This is a genomic window from Streptomyces sp. NBC_01497 (assembly GCF_036250695.1).
Lineage (GTDB): Bacteria > Actinomycetota > Actinomycetes > Streptomycetales > Streptomycetaceae > Streptomyces.
The window spans coordinates 4,013,644-4,036,723 of sequence record NZ_CP109427.1 but is presented as its reverse complement, the minus strand read 5'-3'; the positions used below and the strand labels follow the sequence as shown (position 1 = coordinate 4,036,723).

24 protein-coding genes and 1 pseudogene are annotated in these 23,080 nt (G+C 66.7%); 5 read left to right on the top strand and 20 right to left on the bottom strand.

Features of this window, described 5'->3' with window-relative positions:
- Positions 1-70: 70 nt before the first annotated feature.
- Positions 71-784: a hypothetical protein gene (locus OG310_RS17250; protein WP_329456765.1), complete on the top strand. Its 714-nt coding sequence runs from the start codon at positions 71-73 to the stop codon at positions 782-784.
- 741 nt (positions 785-1,525) lie between these two features.
- On the opposite strand, the gene OG310_RS17245 is transcribed toward OG310_RS17250, so the two are convergent.
- The 15 genes from OG310_RS17245 to OG310_RS17175 all read right to left on the bottom strand — a co-directional run bounded on the left by OG310_RS17245 (position 1,526) and on the right by OG310_RS17175 (position 13,034).
- The gene (locus OG310_RS17245; RefSeq protein ID WP_329456764.1) at positions 1,526-2,920 is read right to left on the bottom strand and encodes a tyrosine-type recombinase/integrase; all 1,395 of its coding nucleotides are present in this window, start codon (positions 2,918-2,920) and stop codon (positions 1,526-1,528) included.
- 62 nt (positions 2,921-2,982) lie between these two features.
- Entirely contained in the window at positions 2,983-3,171 is a 189-nt protein-coding gene (locus tag OG310_RS17240; protein ID WP_329456763.1) for a helix-turn-helix transcriptional regulator, read from the bottom strand.
- A 469-nt stretch (positions 3,172-3,640) separates the two neighbouring features.
- Positions 3,641-5,116 carry an ATP-binding protein gene (locus OG310_RS17235; protein ID WP_329460222.1) on the bottom strand — a complete coding sequence of 492 codons (1,476 nt, stop codon included), beginning with the start codon at positions 5,114-5,116 and terminating at the stop codon, positions 3,641-3,643.
- 2 nt (positions 5,117-5,118) lie between these two features.
- Complete coding sequence (locus tag OG310_RS17230; protein ID WP_329456762.1) at positions 5,119-5,952, bottom strand: bifunctional DNA primase/polymerase; 834 nt, start codon at positions 5,950-5,952, stop codon at positions 5,119-5,121.
- Complete coding sequence (locus OG310_RS17225; protein ID WP_329456761.1) at positions 5,949-6,653, bottom strand: class I SAM-dependent methyltransferase; 705 nt, start codon at positions 6,651-6,653, stop codon at positions 5,949-5,951. The genes OG310_RS17230 and OG310_RS17225 overlap by 4 nt, the downstream gene beginning before the upstream one ends.
- An 86-nt stretch (positions 6,654-6,739) precedes the next feature.
- Positions 6,740-7,207 (bottom strand): hypothetical protein, encoded by a 468-nt coding sequence (locus OG310_RS17220; RefSeq protein WP_329456760.1) that lies wholly within the window; start codon positions 7,205-7,207, stop codon positions 6,740-6,742.
- A gap of 7 nt (positions 7,208-7,214) precedes the next feature.
- Positions 7,215-7,400 carry a hypothetical protein gene (locus tag OG310_RS17215; protein ID WP_329456759.1) on the bottom strand — a complete coding sequence of 62 codons (186 nt, stop codon included), beginning with the start codon at positions 7,398-7,400 and terminating at the stop codon, positions 7,215-7,217.
- Positions 7,401-7,447: 47 nt separating this feature from the next.
- On the bottom strand, positions 7,448-7,699 hold the full coding sequence (locus tag OG310_RS17210) for a hypothetical protein (protein ID WP_329456758.1): 252 nt from the start codon (positions 7,697-7,699) through the stop codon (positions 7,448-7,450).
- Between the two features lie 140 nt (positions 7,700-7,839).
- On the bottom strand, positions 7,840-10,026 hold the full coding sequence (locus tag OG310_RS17205) for a cell division protein FtsK (protein ID WP_443078661.1): 2,187 nt from the start codon (positions 10,024-10,026) through the stop codon (positions 7,840-7,842).
- Between the two features lie 91 nt (positions 10,027-10,117).
- Complete coding sequence (locus OG310_RS17200) at positions 10,118-10,489, bottom strand: RRQRL motif-containing zinc-binding protein (RefSeq protein ID WP_329456757.1); 372 nt, start codon at positions 10,487-10,489, stop codon at positions 10,118-10,120.
- Positions 10,489-11,523, bottom strand: coding sequence for a DUF2637 domain-containing protein (locus OG310_RS17195; RefSeq protein WP_329456756.1), 1,035 nt, complete (start codon positions 11,521-11,523; stop codon positions 10,489-10,491). Before OG310_RS17195 ends, OG310_RS17200 begins: the two co-directional genes overlap by 1 nt.
- Before the next feature lie 92 nt (positions 11,524-11,615).
- Positions 11,616-12,260 carry a GGDEF domain-containing protein gene (locus OG310_RS17190; RefSeq protein WP_329456755.1) on the bottom strand — a complete coding sequence of 215 codons (645 nt, stop codon included), beginning with the start codon at positions 12,258-12,260 and terminating at the stop codon, positions 11,616-11,618.
- Positions 12,257-12,520, bottom strand: coding sequence for a hypothetical protein (locus OG310_RS17185; RefSeq protein ID WP_329456754.1), 264 nt, complete (start codon positions 12,518-12,520; stop codon positions 12,257-12,259). The genes OG310_RS17190 and OG310_RS17185 overlap by 4 nt, the downstream gene beginning before the upstream one ends.
- Positions 12,520-12,822, bottom strand: a complete 303-nt coding sequence (locus tag OG310_RS17180) for a hypothetical protein (protein ID WP_329456753.1) — start codon at positions 12,820-12,822, stop codon at positions 12,520-12,522. The genes OG310_RS17185 and OG310_RS17180 overlap by 1 nt, the downstream gene beginning before the upstream one ends.
- A gap of 89 nt (positions 12,823-12,911) precedes the next feature.
- Positions 12,912-13,034, bottom strand: a complete 123-nt coding sequence (locus tag OG310_RS17175; protein ID WP_329456752.1) for a hypothetical protein — start codon at positions 13,032-13,034, stop codon at positions 12,912-12,914.
- Positions 13,035-13,629: 595 nt separating this feature from the next.
- Between OG310_RS17175 and OG310_RS17170 the strand changes: the two genes are divergently transcribed.
- The gene (locus tag OG310_RS17170; protein WP_329456751.1) at positions 13,630-13,965 is read left to right on the top strand and encodes a winged helix-turn-helix domain-containing protein; all 336 of its coding nucleotides are present in this window, start codon (positions 13,630-13,632) and stop codon (positions 13,963-13,965) included.
- 158 nt (positions 13,966-14,123) lie between these two features.
- On the top strand, positions 14,124-15,371 hold the full coding sequence (locus tag OG310_RS17165) for an XRE family transcriptional regulator (protein WP_329456750.1): 1,248 nt from the start codon (positions 14,124-14,126) through the stop codon (positions 15,369-15,371).
- A gap of 145 nt (positions 15,372-15,516) precedes the next feature.
- On the opposite strand, the gene OG310_RS17160 is transcribed toward OG310_RS17165, so the two are convergent.
- The 5 genes and pseudogenes from OG310_RS17160 to OG310_RS17140 all read right to left on the bottom strand — a co-directional run.
- On the bottom strand, positions 15,517-15,975 hold the full coding sequence (locus OG310_RS17160) for a hypothetical protein (RefSeq protein ID WP_329456749.1): 459 nt from the start codon (positions 15,973-15,975) through the stop codon (positions 15,517-15,519).
- Positions 15,972-16,715, bottom strand: coding sequence for a DUF4231 domain-containing protein (locus tag OG310_RS17155; protein ID WP_329456748.1), 744 nt, complete (start codon positions 16,713-16,715; stop codon positions 15,972-15,974). The genes OG310_RS17160 and OG310_RS17155 overlap by 4 nt, the downstream gene beginning before the upstream one ends.
- Positions 16,716-17,564: 849 nt before the next feature.
- Positions 17,565-19,373: an RNA-binding domain-containing protein gene (locus tag OG310_RS17150; protein ID WP_329456747.1), complete on the bottom strand. Its 1,809-nt coding sequence runs from the start codon at positions 19,371-19,373 to the stop codon at positions 17,565-17,567.
- An 817-nt stretch (positions 19,374-20,190) separates the two neighbouring features.
- A complete protein-coding gene (locus tag OG310_RS17145) occupies positions 20,191-20,538 on the bottom strand; it encodes a hypothetical protein (protein WP_329456746.1) in 348 nt (115 codons plus the stop codon).
- A gap of 40 nt (positions 20,539-20,578) precedes the next feature.
- Positions 20,579-20,851, bottom strand: a pseudogene (locus OG310_RS17140) (UTRA domain-containing protein); the annotation flags it as partial.
- A 341-nt stretch (positions 20,852-21,192) separates the two neighbouring features.
- Here OG310_RS17140 and OG310_RS17135 point away from each other — a divergent pair.
- Both OG310_RS17135 and OG310_RS17130 read left to right on the top strand, forming a co-directional pair.
- Positions 21,193-22,371, top strand: coding sequence for a fibronectin type III domain-containing protein (locus tag OG310_RS17135; protein ID WP_329456745.1), 1,179 nt, complete (start codon positions 21,193-21,195; stop codon positions 22,369-22,371).
- Positions 22,372-22,636: 265 nt separating this feature from the next.
- The gene (locus tag OG310_RS17130) at positions 22,637-22,792 is read left to right on the top strand and encodes a hypothetical protein (protein WP_329456744.1); all 156 of its coding nucleotides are present in this window, start codon (positions 22,637-22,639) and stop codon (positions 22,790-22,792) included.
- The last annotated feature ends 288 nt before the right edge of the window (positions 22,793-23,080 follow it).

The window sequence follows — 23,080 nt, the reverse complement described above, 5'->3', positions numbered from 1 at the left end:
CGTCCGGCGCCATAGGGACCAGGGTCCGCCTCCGCCCCCGCTTGACGCGGCGGCGGACCCGACGGAATCAATGATGGAGGGGGAGCTCCGCATCGAAGGCGAGCGCCTGCCCAGTCGCGTTCCCAGCGTCCATTTCACTATCTCCATCCAGGGCATCTGGAAGCCAACTAGTGATGGCCCGTCCCCGCAGCATCACGCCCCAGCCGCACTCGCCCGCCACCATCTGCGCGAACAAGCCGCTCGAACCCTTAGGCGCCGAACCGTCCTTGAGAGGGCAGCTGCGCAGGACGCCGTCAACGCGGTCATCGCGCGCCCGCTCTCCCCTGAGCCCTGGCTCGTCGTGCACGGTACCGCCCACCTGACGGTCGCAGACACCGACCAGGCACTCGCCGACGAGCACCTCCGTCACGAGCAACGAGGCGACCTTGAGCGGGAGGACACAGCCCGACGTATCGCCTTCCTCCAGGCAATCCTCTCCGACGCCGACCAACGGACTGTCTGGTGGGTCGACCAATACCCGGACCGGCTCGGAGACCTAGACGAGATACCCAAGGCCATCAAGAACCTCAACCCGCCGCGCGACTTCACCCACGACGGAGTCCGGGATGAAGTGGCCCGATTCATCGATCAGTTGCTCACCGACATTCGTACACCGCAACAGCGCGAGGTGTTCCTTCGCGCCCTCACCCAGACTCTGCGCGCCCTCGGCAGCACCGAGTTGCAGCGCACAGCCACCCAATGGCTGTCCACCGTCTCGCCCGATACCGGAGGCGCCACCCCGTGAACCTGTCCACCAGGCGCTGGCTTCTCGCGCCGTTACGTCAGTGGCGCGCCCATTGCCTCGTGCGTCGGCACGGCCCATCCCTCGACTACACGACAGCATGGGCCCTGATCACGCTGCAGTGCAGCCCCCACGAATTCCCTTTCGTGCAGCAGGCTACCCACGAGGCCGGATCCACCGCCCGAGCAGGCCTCTACTACGACGACTGGAACTCACTAGGCCCTAGGGAACGGGCCCGGCGAACACGCTGGCTCGCACGCCACGACAAGACCCCTGTCCAACGACTCGAAATCACAGAAGAACAGTTGAGACGCGCCGGGCTACGCGTCGTGGACTGGGGTAATCCGTAGGGCCTCAGCTGACGTCCGACAGTGAGGTTCCCGGGCATCGATCGGAAGTCACTGTCAGTCGCACCTGATCAATGCCGTGGGCCCAGCGACCACCGTGCACGTCATCGCCGCCGCTTCCCCCAGGTGTCCCCCGGCTACGGGGGACAAAGCCGGTGACAGCTCGTTCGGCCTGCTCAGAGCATCGGAGAGGTGTTCCGCTGGATCCTCTTGAAAACCGTCGTGGCAGCAATGTCACCGTGGGTTCAAATCCCACACCCACCGCCAGGTCAGAGAACGTGCAGGTCACAGGGCACGGCACCCGATGGGTGCCGTGCCCTTCGTGCTCACTCTGTCTCACCCGGGCCGCGTCAATCCCGGGTTTGATCAGTGCGTGTGGGCCATGTGTGGGCCAGGATCACCCCTCGTCTTCGCTGCTCAGCCGCTGGTCGATGAGCTGATTGGCTCGGGCCTGCTGCCCACGCAGGATCTTGGCGTAGAAGCGGAACAGCACGGCGATGCTGTGGCCGGCGCGACGCGCGACCTCGACCGGGTCGACACCCGCGTTGATCCACAGGGACACGCCTGCGTGGCGCAGCGAGTAGGGGACGTCCGCGAGCGGGGACGCCGCTTCAGCTGGGGACAGGGCCGCCTCGCGCGCCGCGTCCCAGACTCCGGAGTACTCGGTGGATGAGACGCGACCGCCTCGTACGGCGCTGAAGATGCGTCCGTCAGCCGCAGTTCCGTATCGAGCGATGTGGTCCCGCAGCGTACCGACAAGTACGGGGGGAATCGGCACGGGGCGAGTCGCTTTCCGAGCCCTGCGCTTGAGTCCGCGCTGCTCGTACGAGGAGCCATCGTCCGTCCATCCGGCGCCGACTTCGGGGCGGCTGCCACCGAGGGTGAGTTCGCCCCACCCGGTGGCCGGCAGGTGGCAATCCCCCTCGCGCAGATCCGCGATTTCCGAGGGGCGCATGGCCGCGTAGTACAGGCACCCGAAGAACGGGGCCAGATGCTCGCCGCGCGTCCCCTGCTCGCGAACTGCGGCGATGAGGGATGCCGTCTGCTTCGGACCCGGGACGTAGCGGAAGTCAATCTCGTCATCCTTGTCCGGGGCTGACCAATCGACGCGGGCCAACGGGTTGACCTGGACGATGTCGCGCTCTACGGCATAGCGAAGGGCATTGCTCAGCACCATGCGCTTGCGGTGGACGGTGTTGTCCGCGGCCGGGGCGCCGTTCAACTTTAGGGAGAGCGCGTTGAGTGCGGTCCGGAGGTTCTCCGGGCGGGCCGCCTCGGTCACTTTCATGGAGTTCTGCGCGAGCCATTCCAGCGCCGCCGCCACTTCGGCCGGGGGTTCCTGGTCGTCCGCTCGACAGACCATCGTTCCGTCCTCGCGCCGGATCGCACGGAATGCCCACGCGTACAACGCTTCACGCTGCACCTTGGGTTCCGGTGCACCGCGAAAGCTGGTGACGAGTGCGGGCGTGATGGTGGCCAGGGCTTCAGCGATGCTCGCTCTGTGCTTGGCCGCAGCCTTGGGCCACTTCATCAGGGCGTACGCCTTGGCGTGCTCGAACCAGGTCGGAGAATTCAGCGCGGCGAGTTCAGCCGCGGGCAGGCCGGTGGCCTCATCGAACTGTTCCCGGGCCCGCAGCGCCCCCATGAGTTGCGAACTTCGCCCCTCCGCTTGGGTCTTGAGTTTGAAGCTCCGGGAATGAGCGCGGGAACCGACGCGCCATCGCAGCTCGAACGGCTTTGGCCGACCCTTGCGATTGCGGATGGACCAGATGTCAACGTCGTAGGTGAGCATGTCTCTCCATGGGCGAGGGGCCCGCCGTTGCGGCGGGCCCCTCGGTTGTGCGGATGGTCAGGTCAGGCGGCGAGTTCTTCGCAGCCGGTCAGCCACGTGTCAAGGTCGCTCCGGCGAACGCGGAGCTGGCCGTTGGGGAGCTTGATGATGCGCGGTGCCTTGCCGCGGGCGCGCATGCGGTAGAAGGCGGCGCGGCTCATGCCGATCTCGGTGAGGACTTCGGGGAGTTTGAGCATCTGGGGGCGTGCCACGGTGCGACTCCTTCGAGGCTTCGGGCTTGGGGGAGAGTGACACTTTCCGGGGGCGTGTCTGTCCGAGGTGCAGATTTCTGCGTCACCTGCGTCACCTGCGTCATTCAGGCTTCTGACCTGCGGGTTTTGGGTGACGCAGCGGATCGATGGTGCGTCATCGGTGACGCAGGCTCTCCGTCATCGGTGACGCAGGTGACGCGGGGTGACGCAGACATCGACGTTCTGCGTCACCCCTGTATGCGCAGCTCAAGGACCCTTTTTCGGAGGTTGGTGACGCAGGTGACGCAGCGTTCCCCACTTAGGAAAAAAAGGGGGAGCCTCTAGTACTGGCGGAGCGCCTCACAGCGTGAAGAAGGGGCCGCTGAGCGGCGCGACTTTGGGGCGGCGTTCCGCCGAACAGCAAGAGGAGCACGCCTCGCGGGGGCCGGGTGCTCCTCTTGCTTGTCCACACGCGCGAGTGGTTCAGCGGTCAGAACGCCCGCTCTTGCTCGCTTGGGGGCGTGGGGGCTGGTCGGGTCATTTCGAGGTAGCGGCCCTCTTTGGTGCGGCCGGAGTCGATGAGCACGCCACGGGCGGCGAGGGTGGGTTGGAGGCGCTTGAGGCGGTCTGAGAGGACTTTGCCGGTCGTCGGCCACCCTTTAGGCAGGGCGCGTAGCTCGTCGCCGCTGTAGAGGCGGCTGAGGCAGTTCAGCCACTCCGTGGACGTCATCTGCTGCGCCGTGCCCGGCTCGATCGTCTCCGCATGCCGAAGAACCGTCTGCGCGAGCAAGTCACCCTCGATCACATCGTCGTTGAGGTCATCGAGGCTCGCCCGGTAGGCCGCGAGAGCGCCGAAGCCGGTCGCCTTGTCGAGCTGCGCGCACAGGTGCGCGAAGTCCGCCATGCGCAGATCGGTCGGCGTCTCGGCTTCGGCGGCGCGGACCTTGACCGTGAGGTCGAGCAGGGACCCGAGTACGACCGGCAGCACCTCCGCATACTCGGACCAGAGTTCCGCCTCGGTGCGGCGGACGCGGGGCCGCTCCAACCGCAGCGGCAGCAGCCGTTCCGCAAGGTCCGGCCGGATGACCCCCACATCGATCCCGGTGAGGAGCATGGGGCGCTGGTAGCGGGCGCGGAAGACGTCCCCATCGGTGAACAGGGCCCGCTTGACGTTCTCCGCTCCGGTGACGATGCAGCACATGGCGTCGGAGAGGTCCGGGGTCATGTGGGAGAGGTTGTCGAGCGCTGTCACCCATCCCGCGGCCACGGCCGCGATCAGGTTCTCCTCATCCTTTGGGGCACGGCGCAGGTCGCCGGTCATGCCCTCGATGATCCGTACGAGCATCCGCCCGCCGGTCGACTTGCCCGCACCCTGCGGTCCGGTCAGGAACGGCGCCGGGACGGGCACGGACGGCCCGAGACACCCGATCAACCACGCGATGGCTAGGCACTCGGTTTCGGCGTTGGCGAAGTTGCACAGGCGCAACAGGGCGTCGATTCCCTTGCCGTCCGTGTCCTTAGCCGGCATCGGGAGTTCCCCGGTGAGCTGGGTGCGGCGCCAGCAGACCTCTCGCGGGTCGGGGATGGCGATGTCCCAGCCGGTGGGGTGGATGCGCACGGAGCGTCCGTCCGCGCGCCCGAGGTCCAACCAGGTGGCCCCGTCGAAGCCGGGGGCCACGCGGATGTGGACGGGCTGTACGTCCTCGGTCAGGGCGAGTGCTTCGATCAAGTCCAGTGCCTCCTTGAGGGCGGTGCCGTTGAAGACGCCGCGGCCGTCCCGGTACAGGCCGACCATGAGTTCCTGCCGGTGGCTGCCCGTGGTGCCCTGTGAGCGGATGGGGCGGGCGACGGGGTGGCCGTTCTTCTGCGCGTAGACGGTGCCGTCGGCGGTGCGGAAGTAGCGGAAGTGCGCTTGCGCGTAGTCGGTGATGACCTCGCGCGCCGGGTTCTTCTCCTCGTCCGGCACGGTCACACCCCCAGTGCGGTGCGGGCGTTGGCCCACGCGTCGGTGCAGTGCCGGGGCGATTCGCCCTTGCCCTGCGCGGCGGTGAACAGCCGCTCGATGTGCGAGTCGGTCAGGCACCCGCACCGGCCGTGCGTGGCCAGCACGGCGAGGAAGGCCCGGTACACGGTCGCGTGGATGGCGCTACGGGCCTCGCGGATGCGCTGCTCCGCCATGGCCACGCCGCGTTCGAGGTAGACGGGTGTGCGGTGCGGGCACGCCCCGTTCCCGAAGGGCGCGGACACGGCGAGGGCGGCCGGGCGGGCGACGGGGGGCGCCTTGACGGCCAGCGCGCGGACGACGTCCGGGAGAGCCGTCACGGTGCCCGTGCCGGGTCCGAGCCACCGGGCGTAGGACATGGTCGACTTGATGTCGACGCCCGGCCGTACGGCGTTCGCGGACTGCATCGTGCCCCGGTAGATCCAGTGCTCGCCCCGCGTCGTCGCCACCCGCCGCGTGGCAGGCAGGGACGCCATGGCCCACGTGATCGCGTCGGCGTTGTCGAGGTCCACCACGGTCACCCCCGCCCCGCCGGGGTGGTAAGCGATCGCGTGCGCCCTCGCCCACACGGCCGACCACGGCTGCCCGGCGAGGGTGCTCGGGTCGGTCGTCGCGGCGGCCCATCCGTGGCACGGGCGGGGGCAGCGGCAGGGCCCGGCGGTCTTCATGTTCGGCCGGCCGCCGCACGCGTTGTCGCGGCAGGTGTCGCAGTTGCCGAAGGGGACCTTCCCGGCCCGCAGCGGCAGCACGGGCATGCCGCGCGCGGCCAGATCGAGCGCGGTGGTCTGGAGAGCGTTCATGCGGCGGCCCTCCCTGCGCTCGACTGTGCGAGGTACGCGTGGGCGATCCACTCCGTGTAGGCGGGCGGCAGGGCCTCGCGCAGGTTGAAGTGATCGGTGGACCAGCCGATGCCCTTCGCGGCCCGGATCTCCTCCACGGTGGCCTTCCCGCCGCCGGCGCCGTAGGCGGCGACGTACGGGCCCTCGCGGTACTCGCCGTGACGCCACCCGCGAACGTACCCACGGTGCTTGGGGTGCGCGGGCTGCCGGGTGGTCCACCTGCCGAGTTCGAAGTAGCGGTGCATGAGGACCGCGAGGCCGAAGGACTCCCCACACAGGCGGATGTCCTTGCGAACGCTGCTACCCGGCACGTTCTCCATCACCCACGGCCGCCCGGTCGCCTCCAACGCGGTGCGGGTCGGTTCGATGAGGCGGGGGTGGGGGTTGCCACGGCGGGCGTTCGTGCCCTTCGCCGGACTGCCCTCGCCCTGGCACGGGGGTGAGGCGTGGATGAAGTCGAATTCGTGGCCATGGTCGTGGATGTAGGCGATGGCGTCGCCCTGGTGGAAGTCGTCCCCGGCGTAGTCCGGCATGGGACGCAGGTCGACACCGGTGACATGGCAGCCGGCGTACTGGTAGCCGCGGGCGGCGCCGCCGATGCAGGAGAACGCGTCCAGGACCCGCAAGGGGCGGGCTCGCTGGAACAGGACAGGTTGGGTCATGCTGGTGTCTCCAGTTCTCTCGTGAGTGCTGGGTGCCGGACCGGCCGCGTGTCTTTGGCGAGATCGGGCGGCCGGTCCGGGCGGGTCTACGGGCGGTTGGTGGTCTTGGCCCACACGCCCCGGGTGGTGCTGTGCACGTTGCGCTGGTCCTGGTAGACGGGCCCGTCGTAGTGGTGGTGGACGTCCGGCGCGGGCCGCGCGCGCTTGGCGAGCCGCCCGAGGGCGAGCACGAGCGCGGCCGGGGCGCCGAAGACGACCGCGCAGACCACGGGATTGGCGAACTGGGACACATACATGACCACGGCCGCCGTGCCGCCGACCATTGACGTGGCGGCGCCGCCGGTGAGCATGAGCACGCTCGCGTCGGTCGCTCCCTGCGTCATTGGCGGGCGTCCGGGCTGGGCGACGGGGGTCGCTTCGCCGTGGGTGGGCACGGGGGTGTCGTCGCGGTAGGCGGTCGGCGTCGCGGGGGCGGGCCGGTAGGCGTCGGCGAGGAGCCGCCGTGCTTCCTGTTCGGCTTCCTGCTCGGTCATGGGGTGGGGGTTGGGGTTCATGGGGTCCTCACATGCTGTGGACGGCCTGGACGACGGCCGTGGCGAGTTGGTTGATGGGGCCGGCCGCGCCGGTGGAGGCGAGGAAGAACCCGAACATGACCGCGGCGAACGCGGTGCCGTAGTTGTGGTTGGAGCGCAGGAGGAAGAACAGGACCAGGCCGAACAGGAAGACGAGCGAGACGGAGATGACCACGGCGGTGGTCTCCCTTCCGATGTCGTGGTGCGGTGGCTGGTGCTGGGTCAGTTGGTGCCGTCGCGGTAGGTGGCCATCCAGAGGTTGAGCAGGTGGCGGCCAGCGCGTATGCGCTTGCCGGTGGCCTGGCAGTGGCGGCAGTCCTTGCCGCGCTTGGCCTTGCCGCGGCGGTCGGTCTTGATGGCGTGGCCCATGCCGCGGCAGCGGCGGCAGTCCCCGAAGGGGGAGGTCGCACACAGAGCCGCGTAACACAGGGTGACGATGGTCAGGCAGGCGCTAGCAACGAGGAACAGGGCCATGGGGTGCCTTCCAGGCGGGTTTCCGGGGGTTTCCGCAGGTGGGGTGCTAGGTGCGAGATCACTGATCAGACAGTGGATGGGGTGCTAGCGGTGGTGCTAGACCTAGCACCGGTGGGTGCTAGGTCTAGCAGCGGTGCGCGTCAGTTCTCGGATCGCTTCCCGTCACGCTGGGTGATTGCCTTGAGGATGTCGGTGCGGGCGATACCGCGGCGGGTGGTGCCCTTGCCGGCATCGGTGGTGCCCCATACGTCGAGGACGGCGATGCCGTGCGGGCGCAGGTTCTTCGCGACGGTTTCGGCCTTCCAGCCGCCGTAGACGTCGGGGCGCAGGGAGGCGAGGCGGCCGGCCAGGCGCTCGTTCCAGAGCTTGTCCTCGTCGGGTCCGAAGCTGTCGTTGATGTCGGCGAGCAGGTCGAAGCTGGCGCCCTCGGAGCGCTGGGGGGTCTGGCCGATGGCGTGGCCGGTGACGTTGCCGTACTCCTCGCGGACCTGCCGGGCGCGTGCAGCGACCTGTTCCGCGCCGACCGCGTCGACGAACGCGGACGCGACGATGCGGGGGTCGTCTCCTTCACCGGCCATCCAGCAAATGCCCCGGTCGGAGCGGGAGAACATCGTCGCCCGGTACCCGGCCTTGTACATCGACGTGCCGAGGACCATGTCGTTGGCGGGCTGTCCCATGACCTTGAGGCAGAACCGCAGCACCGCGTTCGCTGAGATGCCGGTGGGCAGGGACTTCGCGTCCGGGCGCTGGGTGCCGAACAGGGTGATCATGCCGAGGGCGGGGCCGCGTTTGCCCAGGTCGGTGGCGATCTCCTCGATCTCCTTGCCGTACTTCTCGTGCTCGAAGGGCACCTGGCACTCATCGAACCCCGCGACGATCGGATGCAGCCCGAGCGAGCGGTCGTTGGCGAGTTCGGGGGTGACCTTCGATTCGGGACACCGTGAGCGCGGCAGGGACTTGATGACCTTCGCCCGGCGCCGCAACTCCAAGCGCAGCTCGCGCAGTGAGTCGAGGACGTATTCGATGTCCTCGTCCTCGTCACCGGCCCGGTAGCGGTGGCAGACCGGTTCCAGGGCGCTGAAGTCGCCGGTGCCCTTGAAGTCGAACGCGTACAGGGCCGCGCGCGGGTCCAACGCGGCGATGAGCAGGAACAACCGCATCAGGAACGTCTTGCCCATGCGCGGGATCGACCCGACCACGACCGAGGCGAACATGAGGGTGACGGACACGTCGCTCATGCGCTGGTCGTTGCCGAAGATGACGGGCTTGAACAGGTCGACCGTGCCCGACTTGAGCAGCGGCCAGGCGGGCTTCGTCGTCTCGTTCATCGGCTTGTCCCCGACCCACAGGACCAGCCGACCCTCATGCTCGGTCGGGTCAGGCGAGGGCCACACGCAGCCGACCTTGCGCCGAAGCCCGGACGCGAGCGGTTTGCGGGCCTCCATGATGTCCTCCGGGGTCACTCCCCAGGGCAGGTCCACGTCGGCGCGGTAGCCGGGGCCGTCGCGGGTGATCTCGCTGGTGAAGTGCATGCCGTTCATGTCGCCGCCCTTCTTGATGGCGGCGGAAATCTTCGCGTTGCCGATGTTGTCCAGACCCCGCAGCACGATCGACCCCGTGAGCTTCTGCACCTCGGTCTTCAGCACCGCAGGGGAGATGAGCGGGTGGTCCTGCGGGGCTCCCCAGAACCCGGCCACCAGCACCGCCGCCGAGGCCATCACCGCGAGCCACGCGGGCGCCATCACGTACAGGACCAGCGCGAACGACAGGCCGAACACGATCGCCACCGTTGCCGTCAGGACCCGCAGGCGCACGCGGCCGTCACGCTGACGGGAGAGCTTGAGGTATTCGGCGGTGTTCTCGTGCTGCACCTCGTACGCGCGCAGCGGGGCGCCCTCCGTGTCCCACACCCACCGGTTCGTCTGGCCGATGAGCCGGGCGGTACCGCGGGGAGCGTGCAAGCCCAGTTGGAGGGCGTACCAGGGGGTGCGAATCGAGTGGTAGGCCGTGGCGTACCAGGCGTTGCCCAATGCGCGCTGCGTGGTGGAGACGAAGCCGGGCTTGGAGGTCAGCCAACTGGGCAGGATCGGCCGGCGCTTGGTGACCGTGATGCCCGGTGAGGGCAGGGAGGGCGAGTCGACCGGTCGAAACGCGGGTGCGTCGTCGTCCTCGTCGTGCAGCACCGGCGGGGCCGGCGCGGCCACCGTCACCGGCGCCGGGTCGGATACGGGGGCGGGCGCCGGGGTGGTGGGGCGCTTGGTGGTGATGTCGAAGACTTCCGCCCCGGCATGCTCGTGGGGCTGGTCAGAGGCGTGAATGTCGGACACGGTAAGGCTGCTCCTTCACGAGGGAGTGGAAGGGCCCGGCCGTCGCTGTAGGAGGTGGGCGGCCGGGCCCGGGAAACGATGGATGCGCTGTTCAGGAGGGGTAGGCGCAGGGCACGCACGCCCCGAGTGAGGGCGGGATGCAGTACCCGGCGTCCGTCTGGCAGAGCGGGCAGGTGCGGCGCGCGAGCATCGCTTTCGCGAGCGCCGCGGCCCGCCCGGGGGTCATGGGCCGCACGGGCTTCGCGCGCTCGATGCGGTACAGGTAGGCGACGCTCACGCCCGACTTGCGGCGGGTGGAGCGGCGCATCACCTGAGCTGCGATCGGCTGCCCGCCGGGCCGCAGTCCGCGCGCCCGCAGCTGGCGGCGGGTGGCGTACCCGGCGGGGGCGAACTTCCACGGGAAGGTCGGCACGCCGTAGGTGGCGCCAGTCGGGTCGAAACACTGGCCGAACGTCGGCGACATCAGGCCGCCTCGTCGGTGTCGTTCTCCTCGATGTCCTGGCGCTGTTCGGCCCGCCGCGCAGAGACCCAACCGATGGACCATCCGGTCTCCTCGGCGAGCTGACGCACGGAGAGGCCAGCGTTCACCGGGTCCGCGATGACGGCCCGCGCAACGTCCTCGGAGACCTTCACCAGGCCCGCCGGGGCCGGGGTGTTCACGGGCACCGGCCGGGCGTTCACGCTGCCCGCCCGCGTGTTCACGGCCCCGTTCACGCTGGTGTTCACGGCGGGGGCGGCGGGCAGTGCCCGGCGCGTCTGGCGCTGCTGGATCTGGGCTTGCTGAGCGGCCCGCGCGGCGATGTGCTGCTGGTGTTCACGCTCCTCGCGCTCGCGCCGTTCACGGCGTTCGCGCTCCTCGCGGGCGTCAATACGTGCCTGTTCAGCGGCCTTTTCGTTCGCTTCGCGCTTGGCTCGCTCTCGCTCCAAGCCTGCCTCGTGCTCGCGCTGCTCGCGGGCCGTGTCACGTTCACGATCGGCCTGTTCGCGTGCCAGGCGTTCAGCGTGTTCACGCGCTTCCCGCTCAAGGCGTTCACGGCGCTCGCGTTCCTGTTCACGCTCGGCACGCTCAGCTTGTTCACGGGCCTCGCGTTCCTCCCGCGCGGCCCGTTCACGAGCCTCCCGGGCCAGGCGTTCACGCTCGCGTTCGGCCGCCTCATCCTTTGCGATGCTGTCGAGGCCGCGGGCGATGGCCCGCCGGTAGGCGAGCCCCGCCTCAGCCGTGACGATCAACAGGCATGGCGCGACTGCGTGCACGGCGACACCGACGGCATCCCCGGCCAGAGCCGAGTTGCCGATGTTGAGCAGCAGGGTCATCAGGCCGGTCATCCACCGCAGGAGTGCCGGCCACTTCCCCCCGCTCGCTCCAAGGCGGGAGACGACCGAGTCGAGGCGGACCACGATGACCACGGCCGCATCCACCACGATCGGCAGGATCGGACCCGTCCAGTCCCAACCATCCGGGGTGACGCGCTGGACCAGCGGCGTCACGGTCAACACGGAGTACAGGACGGCCCCGCCGGTGATGGCCCAGGTGCCCGCGGCGAGGGTCTTCTCAGCGGAGCGGATCTGCTCGCTGCTCGGATGGGTCTTCACTGCTGCCCCCAGTCGTGGGTGCCGGTACGTCCGGCGCGGCGGCCGTTGGCGCTGGGCAGGACCGGCGAGAGGTCATCGGCGATCGACCACGGCTTGCGAGTGCTCTTGGAGACGTACATCTGCTCATCCGCCAGGCGCAGCAGCAGCGGCAGATCGGCGGCATCGTGCGGGTCCGCGAGGACCGCGCCGATGGACGCCTGCGGGACGAGCGTGTGCCCCTCCAGAGCCATCGGCGCCGTGAGGGTGTGGGTGAGGCGGTCGAGTGACCACAGCAGGTCAGCCTTGCCGTAGCAGAGGTCGACCGCAGCAAACTCGTCGCCACCCAACCTCGCAACCGCGGCGCCGGTCTCGTCAGCCCACGCGGCCAGACGCTCACCGGTGGCCCGGATGACCACGTCACCGGCCGCGTGGCCGAAGGTGTCGTTGATCTGCTTGAAGTGGTCGAGATCCAGCAGGTAGACCGCGCTCCGGCCGGCCGCCAGGAGGCGCCCGGCCCGGGACGTGAACGCGTCCCGCGTCGGGAGGCCGGTGAGCGGGTCGCGACGCGCTGCTTCGATCCGGCGGCGCAGGCGCCAGCCGTGCAGGGACCACCCGGCCGCGAGCGGCAGGGCCGCGGCGAGCGTCGTCACAGTGCTGCTCATCGGGCACCGCCCTTGCGGTCGGTGTCGAACGTCGCGTACTCGCCGGGCGGGTAGACGTAGTTCGACAGCGCGCCCTCAGCGGCAACGGCGAGGCTGCCGAGACCGGAGACGGCCACGGCTGCCGCGGTCAGGTGATGCGTACCGGCCGTGTCTCCCAGGACCGCCGCCACCTGCGTGGCCCGGCGCGCGAGACTCGGGGTGCCTTCGGGGTCCGTGGTGTGCGTGACCACGGCCTCACGGACCTTGTCGCGCCAACCCATCAGGCCACCGCCCGACGAGCCCGGCGGGCACGGCCACGGCGGATGGCCGGACGCAGCGGGGTGATGACGTCGAACAGGTCCGGCGCGAACGCCTCGATCGCCTCGGCGGCAACGCCGCTGACGCGATCGAGGATGCTCGGGTCGTCCGCGAGGATGTCGCGGGCCGCGTCCCGGCGGGCCGCGTACTCCTCGGGGCTCTCCTTGCCCTCGGGACCGAGCCACAGGTCGAGGGGGGTTCCGAGCGCGAGTTCGATGAACTCGGTCGTGGTGACAGCTACGTGACCAGCGACGATACTTTTCATGGGTCGTGCACTCTCCTCAGCAAGGGGGAACGGCCCAGGCGGCACCGGTGCTCGAACACCGGTGCCGCGCCGTTCATGGGTTGCGTGTGTCAGTGGCCGAGGCCGGGGCGGCGGTGGTCTTCCGCCTGTCGGCGCTGCTCGGCGTTCTCGTAGTCGCGGGCGTCCTGGTCGCGGTCGTCCGCCGACGGGTTGTTCTGCCAAACTGCAATCACAGGTCCTCCAACGGCCTGTCTCGCAGTCCCCCGGGCGCCGCCAAGCTCCCCGGGGGACTGCTTCATGTGGTGACCACTTCCACGAGCGGCCACAGCCACCCGGCGGACGACGCCGAAGCGGGCCCGCCGGGGACTGTGATCACTGGTGAGCGGGCTTCACCGTCCGGCCGTTGCCACGGCCGGACGGTCCCGAGCCCCAATCGGGTGCGTCATCGTCACTGCTCTGACGCCAGCAGGGCGGCCGTGCGGCCAGGTGGCGCACACGCGGCCGACCTCCCTGAAAGGAAGGGATGGCCGCGCGGACGTTCTCCAGAGCTGCCACACGAGCAAGTGCGCCGCCGACGGCCTTTACCCGGCCGCCACGGGGACGGGGACTCACACCCCGTCATCTCAAATCACTCTGTTGAATTTTCAAACAACTGCCGCTTCCGTCGAGCCCTTTTCACAGAAGCTCTCCGGGCGTTACAGCAGGTCAAGCCGGTCGCCCCTATGTTTCAAGGCGCCCGTTCGTAGACTAGCTTGCACTAGTTCGCTGTGGTGCACAAGCCTCGCAAGGTGATGCGCACTAGTTCGCTGTGGTGGGTACCCTCAAGGCATGACTGTCACGGGAGGTCCCAAACCAAAGGCCGTGCAGGTCGCGGACGTGCTGCGCGCAGACATCAAGAGGATGAAGCCGGGCGAGAAACTCCCCTCTCAGCGCGAGCTGATTGACCGCTTCGGGTATGCGAGCCAGACCATCCAAAATGGGCTTGCCGCACTCCGCGCCGAAGGGCTGATCGTGTCGGCGGGGAACCTGGGCAACTTCGTCAGCGATGGGTCCGCGCCGGTTGGCGACGTACGCGAGGACATCAAGGAAATCCGCTCCCAACTCAACACATTGACCGAACGGCTCGAAGCGCTCGAAAGCCGTTCCGCACCGGGTGGCGCTTGATCTGCAACAAGCATGGGAGTAACGGAGCGTGTGAGGTAAGTGACAGTGGGGGGACGAGGGAAAGGCAGTGGGGACATGTCCGGTGACACCCGCCTGTCCCCTTCCCTGTCCCCCCGGTCCGCGCGTGAGACTCGGAGCAGGCACTCGGAGGAGGGCGCATGACTGACGACAGGCCCGCATGGGCGCGGCGCATCACTGCTGAACGACAGGCCCGCGACTGGTCCCAGCGTGACGCGGTCAGGGCTCTGCGCGCACACGCGCCCACGGAGCTGCCGGCAGAGGACAGCATGATTCGCCAGTGGAAGCGCTGGGAGTCGGGTCAGGCCCCGAACGACTTCTATCAGCCGATCATCGCGGCCACCCTCGGAACGGTGACACACGCCCTTTTCCCTGCTCCATCTCGGCGAGACGGAGGAAAGGAAATCTTGGCAGCGAGCGGGATGGAGACTCTGGAGATCGTGAGTCGGTTGAACCGTTCCGATGTCGACAGCGCCACGCTCGACGCTCTCCGGATCACGACGGACCGACTCTGCTCCGAATATCCCTACATGCCGAGCGCTCAGCTCCTCATAGAGGGGCGGCAGTGGCTTCGCCGCGTCGTTGACCTGCACACAAAAAGCCTCACCCTTGCCCAGCATCGCGAAGTGCTCGCCCTGTCGGGTTGGCTCGCCTTGCTGGTCGGCTGTGTCGAGTACGACACGGGGGACCGCCACGCGGCAGAGTCCACTCGTCGCGCCGCACTGTCACTCGCGTCCGAGGCAGACCACCCCGAGTTGGCCGGGTGGGCGCACGAAATGCGGGCATGGTTCGCGCTCACGACCGGCGACTACCGCGGGGTCATCGCGGCCGCGCAGGCCGGAGCGGGGGTGGCAGCGAACCACGGCGTGGCCGTACAGCTCGCCGGACAGGAGGCCAAGGCGTGGGCGCGGCTGGGTGACCGCCGACAGGTCGAAGTGGCTCTCGACAAGGGGCGCCGCCTCCTTGAGGGGATGCCACCCCCCGAGAACCTAGACAACCACTTTGTGGTGGACCCGGCGAAGTTCGACTTCTACTCGATGGACTGCTATCGCCTCGTCGGCGAAGACCGGCTTGCGCGGATGCTCGCGGAAGAGGTGCTTCGCACCGGAACGGACTTCGACGGCACCGAGCGGTCGCCTATGCGGAACTCGGAGGCGCGGGTGACTCTGGCAGTAGCCGCGGCGCGTGAGGGCGACTTGGAGCAAGCACTCATCCATGGAGAACGCGCGCTACAGGGCGATCGGCAATCGGTCCCCTCGCTCATCATGACAAGTCGAGAAGTCGCGGCCGTCATGAGGCAGCGCTACAGCACCGAACCAGGGGCACAGAACTACCTGAACCGCTTGCAGGAGCTGGGCAGGGAGAAGCCCGGGTTCCTCCCCTCCTGATCGGAACAAACAGAGCGGGCGCGGCCCCTCTTGGAGAGGCCGTTCCCGCTCTGTGTTCACGACTTCGACCTCTTATCGACGATCGCAGTCGCCTTCCGATGTGGATAGACCGCAGTGTATGGGCGAAGCGTGTGCCCCTCCCTCACTAGGTGATTTCGGTTCCCCCAGGCCAGGAACGTTGTTGGACAACCAGCGAGATCGATGGCACGTCCGGCGGGAGCGCCCATTCGGTGACGTGGAGGCCCGCCAGCTCGATCAGTTCCTCCGGAACCCCCAGCATGTGAAGTGGGGTCCGGCTGAGACGGGTCAGCCAGGCCCGGCGCCGTTGTTGTTCCACCGGGTCGAGCTGCACCCACACATCGACCATCACCCCCGGGGGCAAGCCGGGCACGGAGCGGGCGCGCCGCCGCACGTAGGGCAGGTTAGCCGCATCGTCAGCGAGCGCGACCAAGCCCCAGGCGACTTCGTACGGCAGAGTGGGCCCGTGGGCGGCCCGCAGCTGGCGGGTGCGCCACTGCCAGCGCGGTGCCAGCAGCCACCGGACCTTCGTCAACGATACGGCCCGCTCCCGTGAGCGAGAGCGTTCGGCACCTTCGCCGTTCATTGTGCTGAGCGTTCGTCACGTGAGGCGCTCTGCTCCAGCTGAATTTCGCGTTTACGCTGTTCTTCTTTGATCTTCTCGACCGTTCCGGCGTAGCGGATTAGCCGACGGTCCTCATCCAGTTCTGCATAGTCACCGAGCTGAAACCCGCTGGCGTTGTAATTCTTCTCAATGTCGTCTGCTGTCGACTGTGAGGTGGTACCGCGCTCTCGGAACTTGAAATATCCGGTGACCCCGGCGGAGACGCCGACCAGTGCGCTCAAGCATGAGGTGACGATGGATAGGGCTGCGTTCGATCCCTCATTCATCGCTGTGAGGGTGGATACCACGATCGACCCGGTGATAATGACTAGTTGGAACGAGTTGTGCACGCGCCTATTGCGGCCAGCTTGCGCCCGGTAGGACGCGATGACATCGAGCGAGGCCTCCCGGTAGACGCGCAGTCCCGAGGTCGTATCGAGGGGGAGTTGAGCGGCCGCCGTCTGGCGTTTCTGCAGTGCATCACGGAATTCACTCGTCTTTTTTGCCAGGGTTTTATGGTTGCTGTACAGCCAACATGCGCACGCGATCCATAAGATATTGAAGATAATCAGGGAGAGCCATTTGGTAACTCCATCATTCGCCCTCCACAGGCCGACGATGACGGTGTACCCGAGTAATCCTGTCAGGGTTAAGGAACCTAATAGGATCAGCCAGCCGATCCTCTGAAGCGCCTTAGCCGCCCGTAGGTCCGCCTCTTTCATGCTGAACGTGGAAAACTTTTCCCTGTACTCCTCGTGCGGATCAGACGTCAAGTGATTCCCCCCCGGATGGATGAATCTCCGAAGGTACGGGGCTTCACGAAGGGGTCGCAATAGCGCCTTGTGATTGGCGAGGTGTTATGAGGCGTGAGTTGAACAAAGAAACGCATGAGATTCAGGGAGTTTCAGAAGGCAAGGATCAAACGTAGACCCTCCGCGGCAGCTGCCGAACGGGCTTCGGAGTTGAGGCACGTCCGCAGCGCCGCCTACAAACGAGCGCTGTTGCGCCCATGGGCTGCGTGAAACCCGTGATGTGGCGGTAGGCCGGAGTCGGTTCGCCTTCTTCTGAGAGATGCTGGTCAGCTCACGCCGCCGGTGCCCACGTGCGGGTGGCTCCCGGTGTTCCGCCCTCACTAGATGATCGACAGTTGCTCGTGGCCAACCTCTAGCCAAGTTGGAGCCACAAATAGTGGACCATAGTCGAAAGAAGCAGGTCAGGACACGTCCAGGCCTATTTCGGGGAGGGGTCTTGAAAGCCTTCCATCAAGACCCGCGCACGGCGCGGGCGCGCGCCGCCTTGTCGGCGGGGCAGCCGCCCTGTCTTCGCTGGCGGCGGCCCCGCCCGGCGGCGCGCTTGCGACAGCGGGCATGAAGTAGGGGACACCCTCTGGGGCTGGGGCAGCCGGCTCCACGGCTTTAAGCAGCCACTTTGGCGCGAGCCTCGAAGATCATGGCCCCGACGTCGCGCTTCAACGAGCAACTCCACAGATTGCCCGACTCGCCGGAAGCTTAAGGGGCCATGATCACTCGCGCCAAAGCAGCTCCACCCCAAAGCCGCTCCGCCGATCCCTGTTAGCTCTCCCCAGCGGGTCCAACCTGAGTCAAGGACCAGCGACTGCTCCGGTCGCCACGTTTCCCCAACAGAAGGATTTTCCCTTCCGCCCTCAACAAATCCATGGCATATTCAACCTGCCGGATCGAGAGCCCCGTAGAATCGCGAATGTCGCTTACCGACGAAGGACCACTCTTCAGAAATTCAGCAATTCTATTTGCGTTCTCACGTCGCGCACCTCGTGAGCGCGGAGTCACATCTTCTTCAACGTTCACGAAATCATCAGCACGCTCGCTTTGTGCCCCACCCCCCTCGGCCACCAGGGGAATACTTTGTTGTTCGGAGCGCAGCCCCTCGTTGAGGTTTGAGGCGAGTTGATAAATCCTGCCCCCTCGCTCACCGACAGCCTCTGCGACTTGCGCATCAACCAGCCCAGCTAGCGTATTTCTCGCTTCGAGCGAGTCCATAGGGAAAGCGTCACGAAGCGTCTTATTTGTCCAGCGAGTGCCGTGCCTCATCGCAACAAGAGCGTGCCTCTGGATATCACTGAGAGGCGCAGAAGGGTTGAGCGAAGCCAACCACTCAAGATCAGCGGGAGCCAAAAGGGTGTGATTGGGTACACGCACTGTAAATCTAACACCCTGGTCGTGAAAACGCGGAGGCACCATGCCGGCCTCCTGGAGGGACCTAAGGACCGTAGGAATGCCTGACGCGAGGGCCTCTACCACTCGCTGGCCTCGCGAATAGCGGACGTTTTGACAAATCCGCACAAGGTAACCGTTGCGCGCAGAGGTCACTCCGGTAAGACCCAACCGATCTACGCTCAGACCCCAGAGCCCTCCGGGGTTGCTCAGGATGAGCAGGCTGTTGTCAATCTTAAGTGTGATGGCCTCACCAAGCGCGTAAGGGCCCAAATCCCGGTGGATTAGAGCGTTCGACAAGAGTTCACGAACGGCTTCGACCGGATATTCCGACTCATCCCTACCATGGCCGTCATAGCCAAAACGGACTCTAGTTCTTGTGTTTCTCTGAACCCAGCTCAACGCCTGCTCAAGCATCAGAGGAATGGGTCCATCAAACCTCTTAGCGTCGACAGCTCGCGTACCGGGGGGATCGCTAGGCCCCGGAGCAACGCTAGCTTGGATAACCAAGTTCGGAAAAAATTGCTGCGGATAGACACCCAGCGCAAGGAGGCCGGCCACCGTGGGCCGCCGATCAGGGCCTGCAACAACGCCGGTACGGAAAAGGATCTCATCCCGGTCAAATCGAGCAAGGGCCGGAGACGTGGCCCGGCAGTTCTCGACATACGACTCGAGCAGGGTGCCATCCAAGTCATCCGTGCTGGAGTCACCCGCTACGGCCTGATCGAATCGCGGTGTATCGCGATTCGCAATGAAAGCCTGCTCCTCTAGCTGAGAGAGTTCATAGTCTCCGTCATACGAGCGGAGATAAGCTTTCCCTGTCCCCTTGACGCGACAGGGCTTAACCGAGCTAGCAAGCTCGTCAATTTGGGCCGCAACAATAGGCCTGCCCTCGAACTCGAAATCCCACATACGGGGATTGACCGCTGGCTCGATCCCATTACGCGACAATGACGCCAGCGCAGCTTTGCAAGCCGTTGGATCATAAACACCTACAGAGCTGAAATTATCAGATTCATCCAGACCGAAGATCAAGGTCCCGCCACCTGGAGTATTGGCGAATGCAGAGATGGTTGGCGCAACGCTCTGAGGAAACCCGTCAGCGGCACGCTTGACCTCGACCTCCGCGAAGTCGCTGCCTTCGCTTCGGAGATCAGCAATGACGGTTGCCAGCTCAGTCAGATCCACAAAGTGAGCCTAGCGGTGCTGGTTGTGGATCTGCCACATCCCCAAACCCGCGTGACCTGGGCGTTCCAGATCCACAAAGGTCAAGATTCGCCCAAGCAATCTTCATGTTTTCTCCAAGCACACCGCTACCCCGGGTCCTCGGCACTACGCTCCGTCACCGTAGGTGCAGCGTAGCGACGGAGCGTAGTGCCGAGGACACCACTAAGCGGCCGCTCCAATCACGCTGAGTATCTGATCTCGGCTGATCAAGCCTCTCAGCTCCACAAACAGTGGGGATCTGCGTCGGAGGCTTGTGGTGCTGGCTCTGGGCTGGGTTGGGCATGTCTCGCGTCAGCGCTGACGCTTCTCATGGTTGCTTGCCGAAACGCGCTCGCCGAGCACGGCCCGAGTGTCTAACTGCGTGACAACCCCGACGAACAGCGGCGGACAAGTACGGACGCCTGCGCACCATCGCGACAGGTGAGAGGGGTACCCGCCCAAGTTGCTTCGGGACGAAGAGGTCAGGTCTCCGCGGGAGCTGTGGGCCATCTGTGGGCCAAGGACCTTGATTCATAGGTCTGGTACGCCTTGCACGCAGGTCAGGAGGCTGGACGTGCTTCGAACCCAACGCTCTTGAAAACCGTCGTGGCAGCGATGTCACCGTGGGTTCAAATCCCACACCCACCGCACGTGAACGGCCCCTGACCAGGCAAGACGGTCGGGGGCCGTCGCCATGTCCGGTGCCCGCCCGGCACCGCTGTTCCCCCTGGTTTCCCGCTCTTTCGGGCACGGATGGGGCACGCGAGTGCCCGCGGCGATCAGTGCTGACGCCCGCACTTCAGTCACCCCAAAACGCGACGCAACTGCCCCGGGTGGTCACGCATGCGGCCAGTACTGCTCCGAGATCATCCAGTGCTGCGCGCTGCTGCTCGTCCGCGCACTGTTCCTTCGACCCGGGCAGTTCGTTGAGGGCGGCTTCGGCCCCCTGCCCATTCAATACTGTGCGCCCGTACAGGTCGACAGCGGTGAGCTGACCAGGGACGCCGAGGTAGTAGAGCGATCCCAACGCGTCGGTCAGTGCCTCCCCGTGCCCGTAACACCCTCGCAAGAACGTCGGGCGCGCCTTGTTCCAGTTGCGAGCCGGCCGAGCAGAGTGCAGTTCCACAGCCATCCCCACGATCGCCATGATGCAGGTCGTGATGGGACTTTGGACGTGGAGCCGCCGATCAGCTATTGATCGGAATCTCGTACACGATCTCGCAGTGAGCCGCGGGCACCACGATGTCCGCTGTCTCGACCGGCTGCCCCTGGTCGCTGTAGTACGTCCGCCGGATGTGCGTCACGAGCGCCGCCTTCTGGATGCCGAGCAGCGCGGCTTCCTTGCCGCACGCCTGCCTGGGCTCCGGCTGCTCCTCGGCATGGGTGACGGTCACACCGATCACGGCCATGCGGTTCACCCCGCCCGCGCCCTTCCCCACCCGTCCTCGGTGGGGACCACCCCCGCCCTCGCGGGGATGGTCCCCACGACTCGCGATCAAAGCCACCCGCCCTCACTCTCCGCAAAAGCGCGGTGCGCAGTAGTCGCCGGATCGCGCCGAGGCCGCCGGATGGGAAGTCGTAGTCCACCGGCCCGGCGCACGGATGACGCCGTTGTCGTAGGCGAACTCAGCCGAACGAGCCTGCAACCATTCCGAGCGGCCGCAGGTCTTTCTGTCGCAGTCACAGAAGGGTGGGGACGGGCGGACGGGGATTTCCGGGATGCGTAGCTCAGTCGGCACAGCAGGGGGGCTTTTCGCCGCTTGTGCCGCCGGTTGACGTCCGACCGGACCAAGGGAGCCCGATGGAAAACATCGTGGCATGTTCCTGCACGACAAAACATCAGGAGGAACACGTGCGTAATCGCATTGCGATTGCTGTCGCCGTCTCGGGCGTAGCGGCGGCCACCATCGTTACTGCGGGGGGTGCGCAGGCTGACACCAGTGTCACAGTGCGTTCCGGCAATTTCGTGTCGGCTCTCTCCGACACCCGCGCCAACGGACACGTCACGGTGGGCGACAACGGTATCGGCGTTGCGACGGTCGGGACCGACAGCACCGCCAAGGCTGCCGAGTACTGGTCGTCTCCGATGGCTCTCGCGGACACCGGCACTCCGTCGCTCGACTGGACGGGTACGGCCATGGAGCCGGGCGTTCAGCTCGTGACCGACTTCGACGGCGACGGTAAGGCGGATGCCATCCTGGTAGGCGAAAAGGTGTACGGGGGCGATTGGTGGGTTTCTGATTCCGCCGCGCAGTTCGTCAAGGACGGGGCACCGGAGCACACCGGCGGTTCCGGTTCCGCGAATCACGGGACTCTCGCCGAATGGCGCACCGCGTTTCCCAAGGCGCGGGTGCTCGACACCGGCTTCTCCCTCGGTTCCGGCGTGACCGGTTCCGGCATCATCTCGAAAGAGGTTGTCGGAGACACGACGTTCACGTTCGCGGGCAAGGACGCCGCAGCGACCATTCCCACCACCGCGCCGACCGGTGTCACGGTAACGTCCACCAACACGAGCGTGACGTCCCTGAAGTGGACCGCCGTTCCCGGTGCGGAGTCGTACTTCATCTACAACGGAGATTCCGTCGTGGGCGCGTCCACGGGCACAACTGCGAACGTGTCCGGGCTGAAGAGCAATACCGGATACGACTTCTCGGTTGCCGCGGTCGGTGCCGGTTCGGCCGGTCCGAAGTCCGGTGTGGTGCATGCGGTCACCAAGCCGTTCACCTTCACCGCGCCGAAGGGCCTCAAGTGCACGGCCAAGGCGACGGCTCTGCACTGCACCGCGAATGCCGTCACTGGTGCGAATCGCTACAGCTGGTACGTGAACGGCGTCGCGCACGGCTCTTCGGACGCCCCTGTGTACGACATCGTGAGCCTCGCGAAGTCGACCACGTACGCGATCAGTATCGCGGCCGACAATGACACGCAGAGTCCCGGTCCGCAGTCCGCGCGCGTCAATTACAAGACGCTCGCGAAGTAGTACGACAGACCCGCTTCGAGGCGGTGCCGGCGAAGATCAGAGGCACGCCCGGTTCTGAGGGGTGCCGGGTCACGGCGGCGTGACCCGGCCCCCCGACCGGTCCCGAGTCGTCGTCGCGCGATACGGCACGGGCGATAACGTCCCCGACACGGTGCCGGCAGCAACCCTGAGCGTCCGGCTTCTGACATGAGCGGGCGGACAGGCTCTGGTCGCAGGAGAGGTCATCGGCTGCCAGCGGTTCGGTGTCTTCGTCGCCATTGATGGCGTGCCCGAAGCTGTGGGTCTGGCTGAGATCACCGGGGTGCCACAAGGCATGGAGCTGCCGGCCCTGGGGGCCGAGGTAGCGGGCACGGTCATCTGGCACGCCGACCACAACCGTCAGGTGAAGATCAAGCTGGACGAGTGGGACCAGCCCGCCTGATCGTCCCTGGGCCGTCCCTGGGCCGTGTAAGGGCGCTCGGTACTAACTAGGCGACGACAACCGGTGACAGACCAGATACCGGGTGTCCGGGGAGCGCGCAGTCACAGTCCCTCGGGTGGTTCGAGCAGGTCAAGTTGTGGCGACGTATCAATCTCATACTCGGCGTCCCAGCAGCAGCGTTCGCCGCCACCTCTGGCGGAACTGCCCTCGGCGGCGGCCTCATTGGAAGCCTCTGGCCAACGAGATCGGTCGGAGGCTTTCACGTGTGCGTTCCCCATGTCACCGATA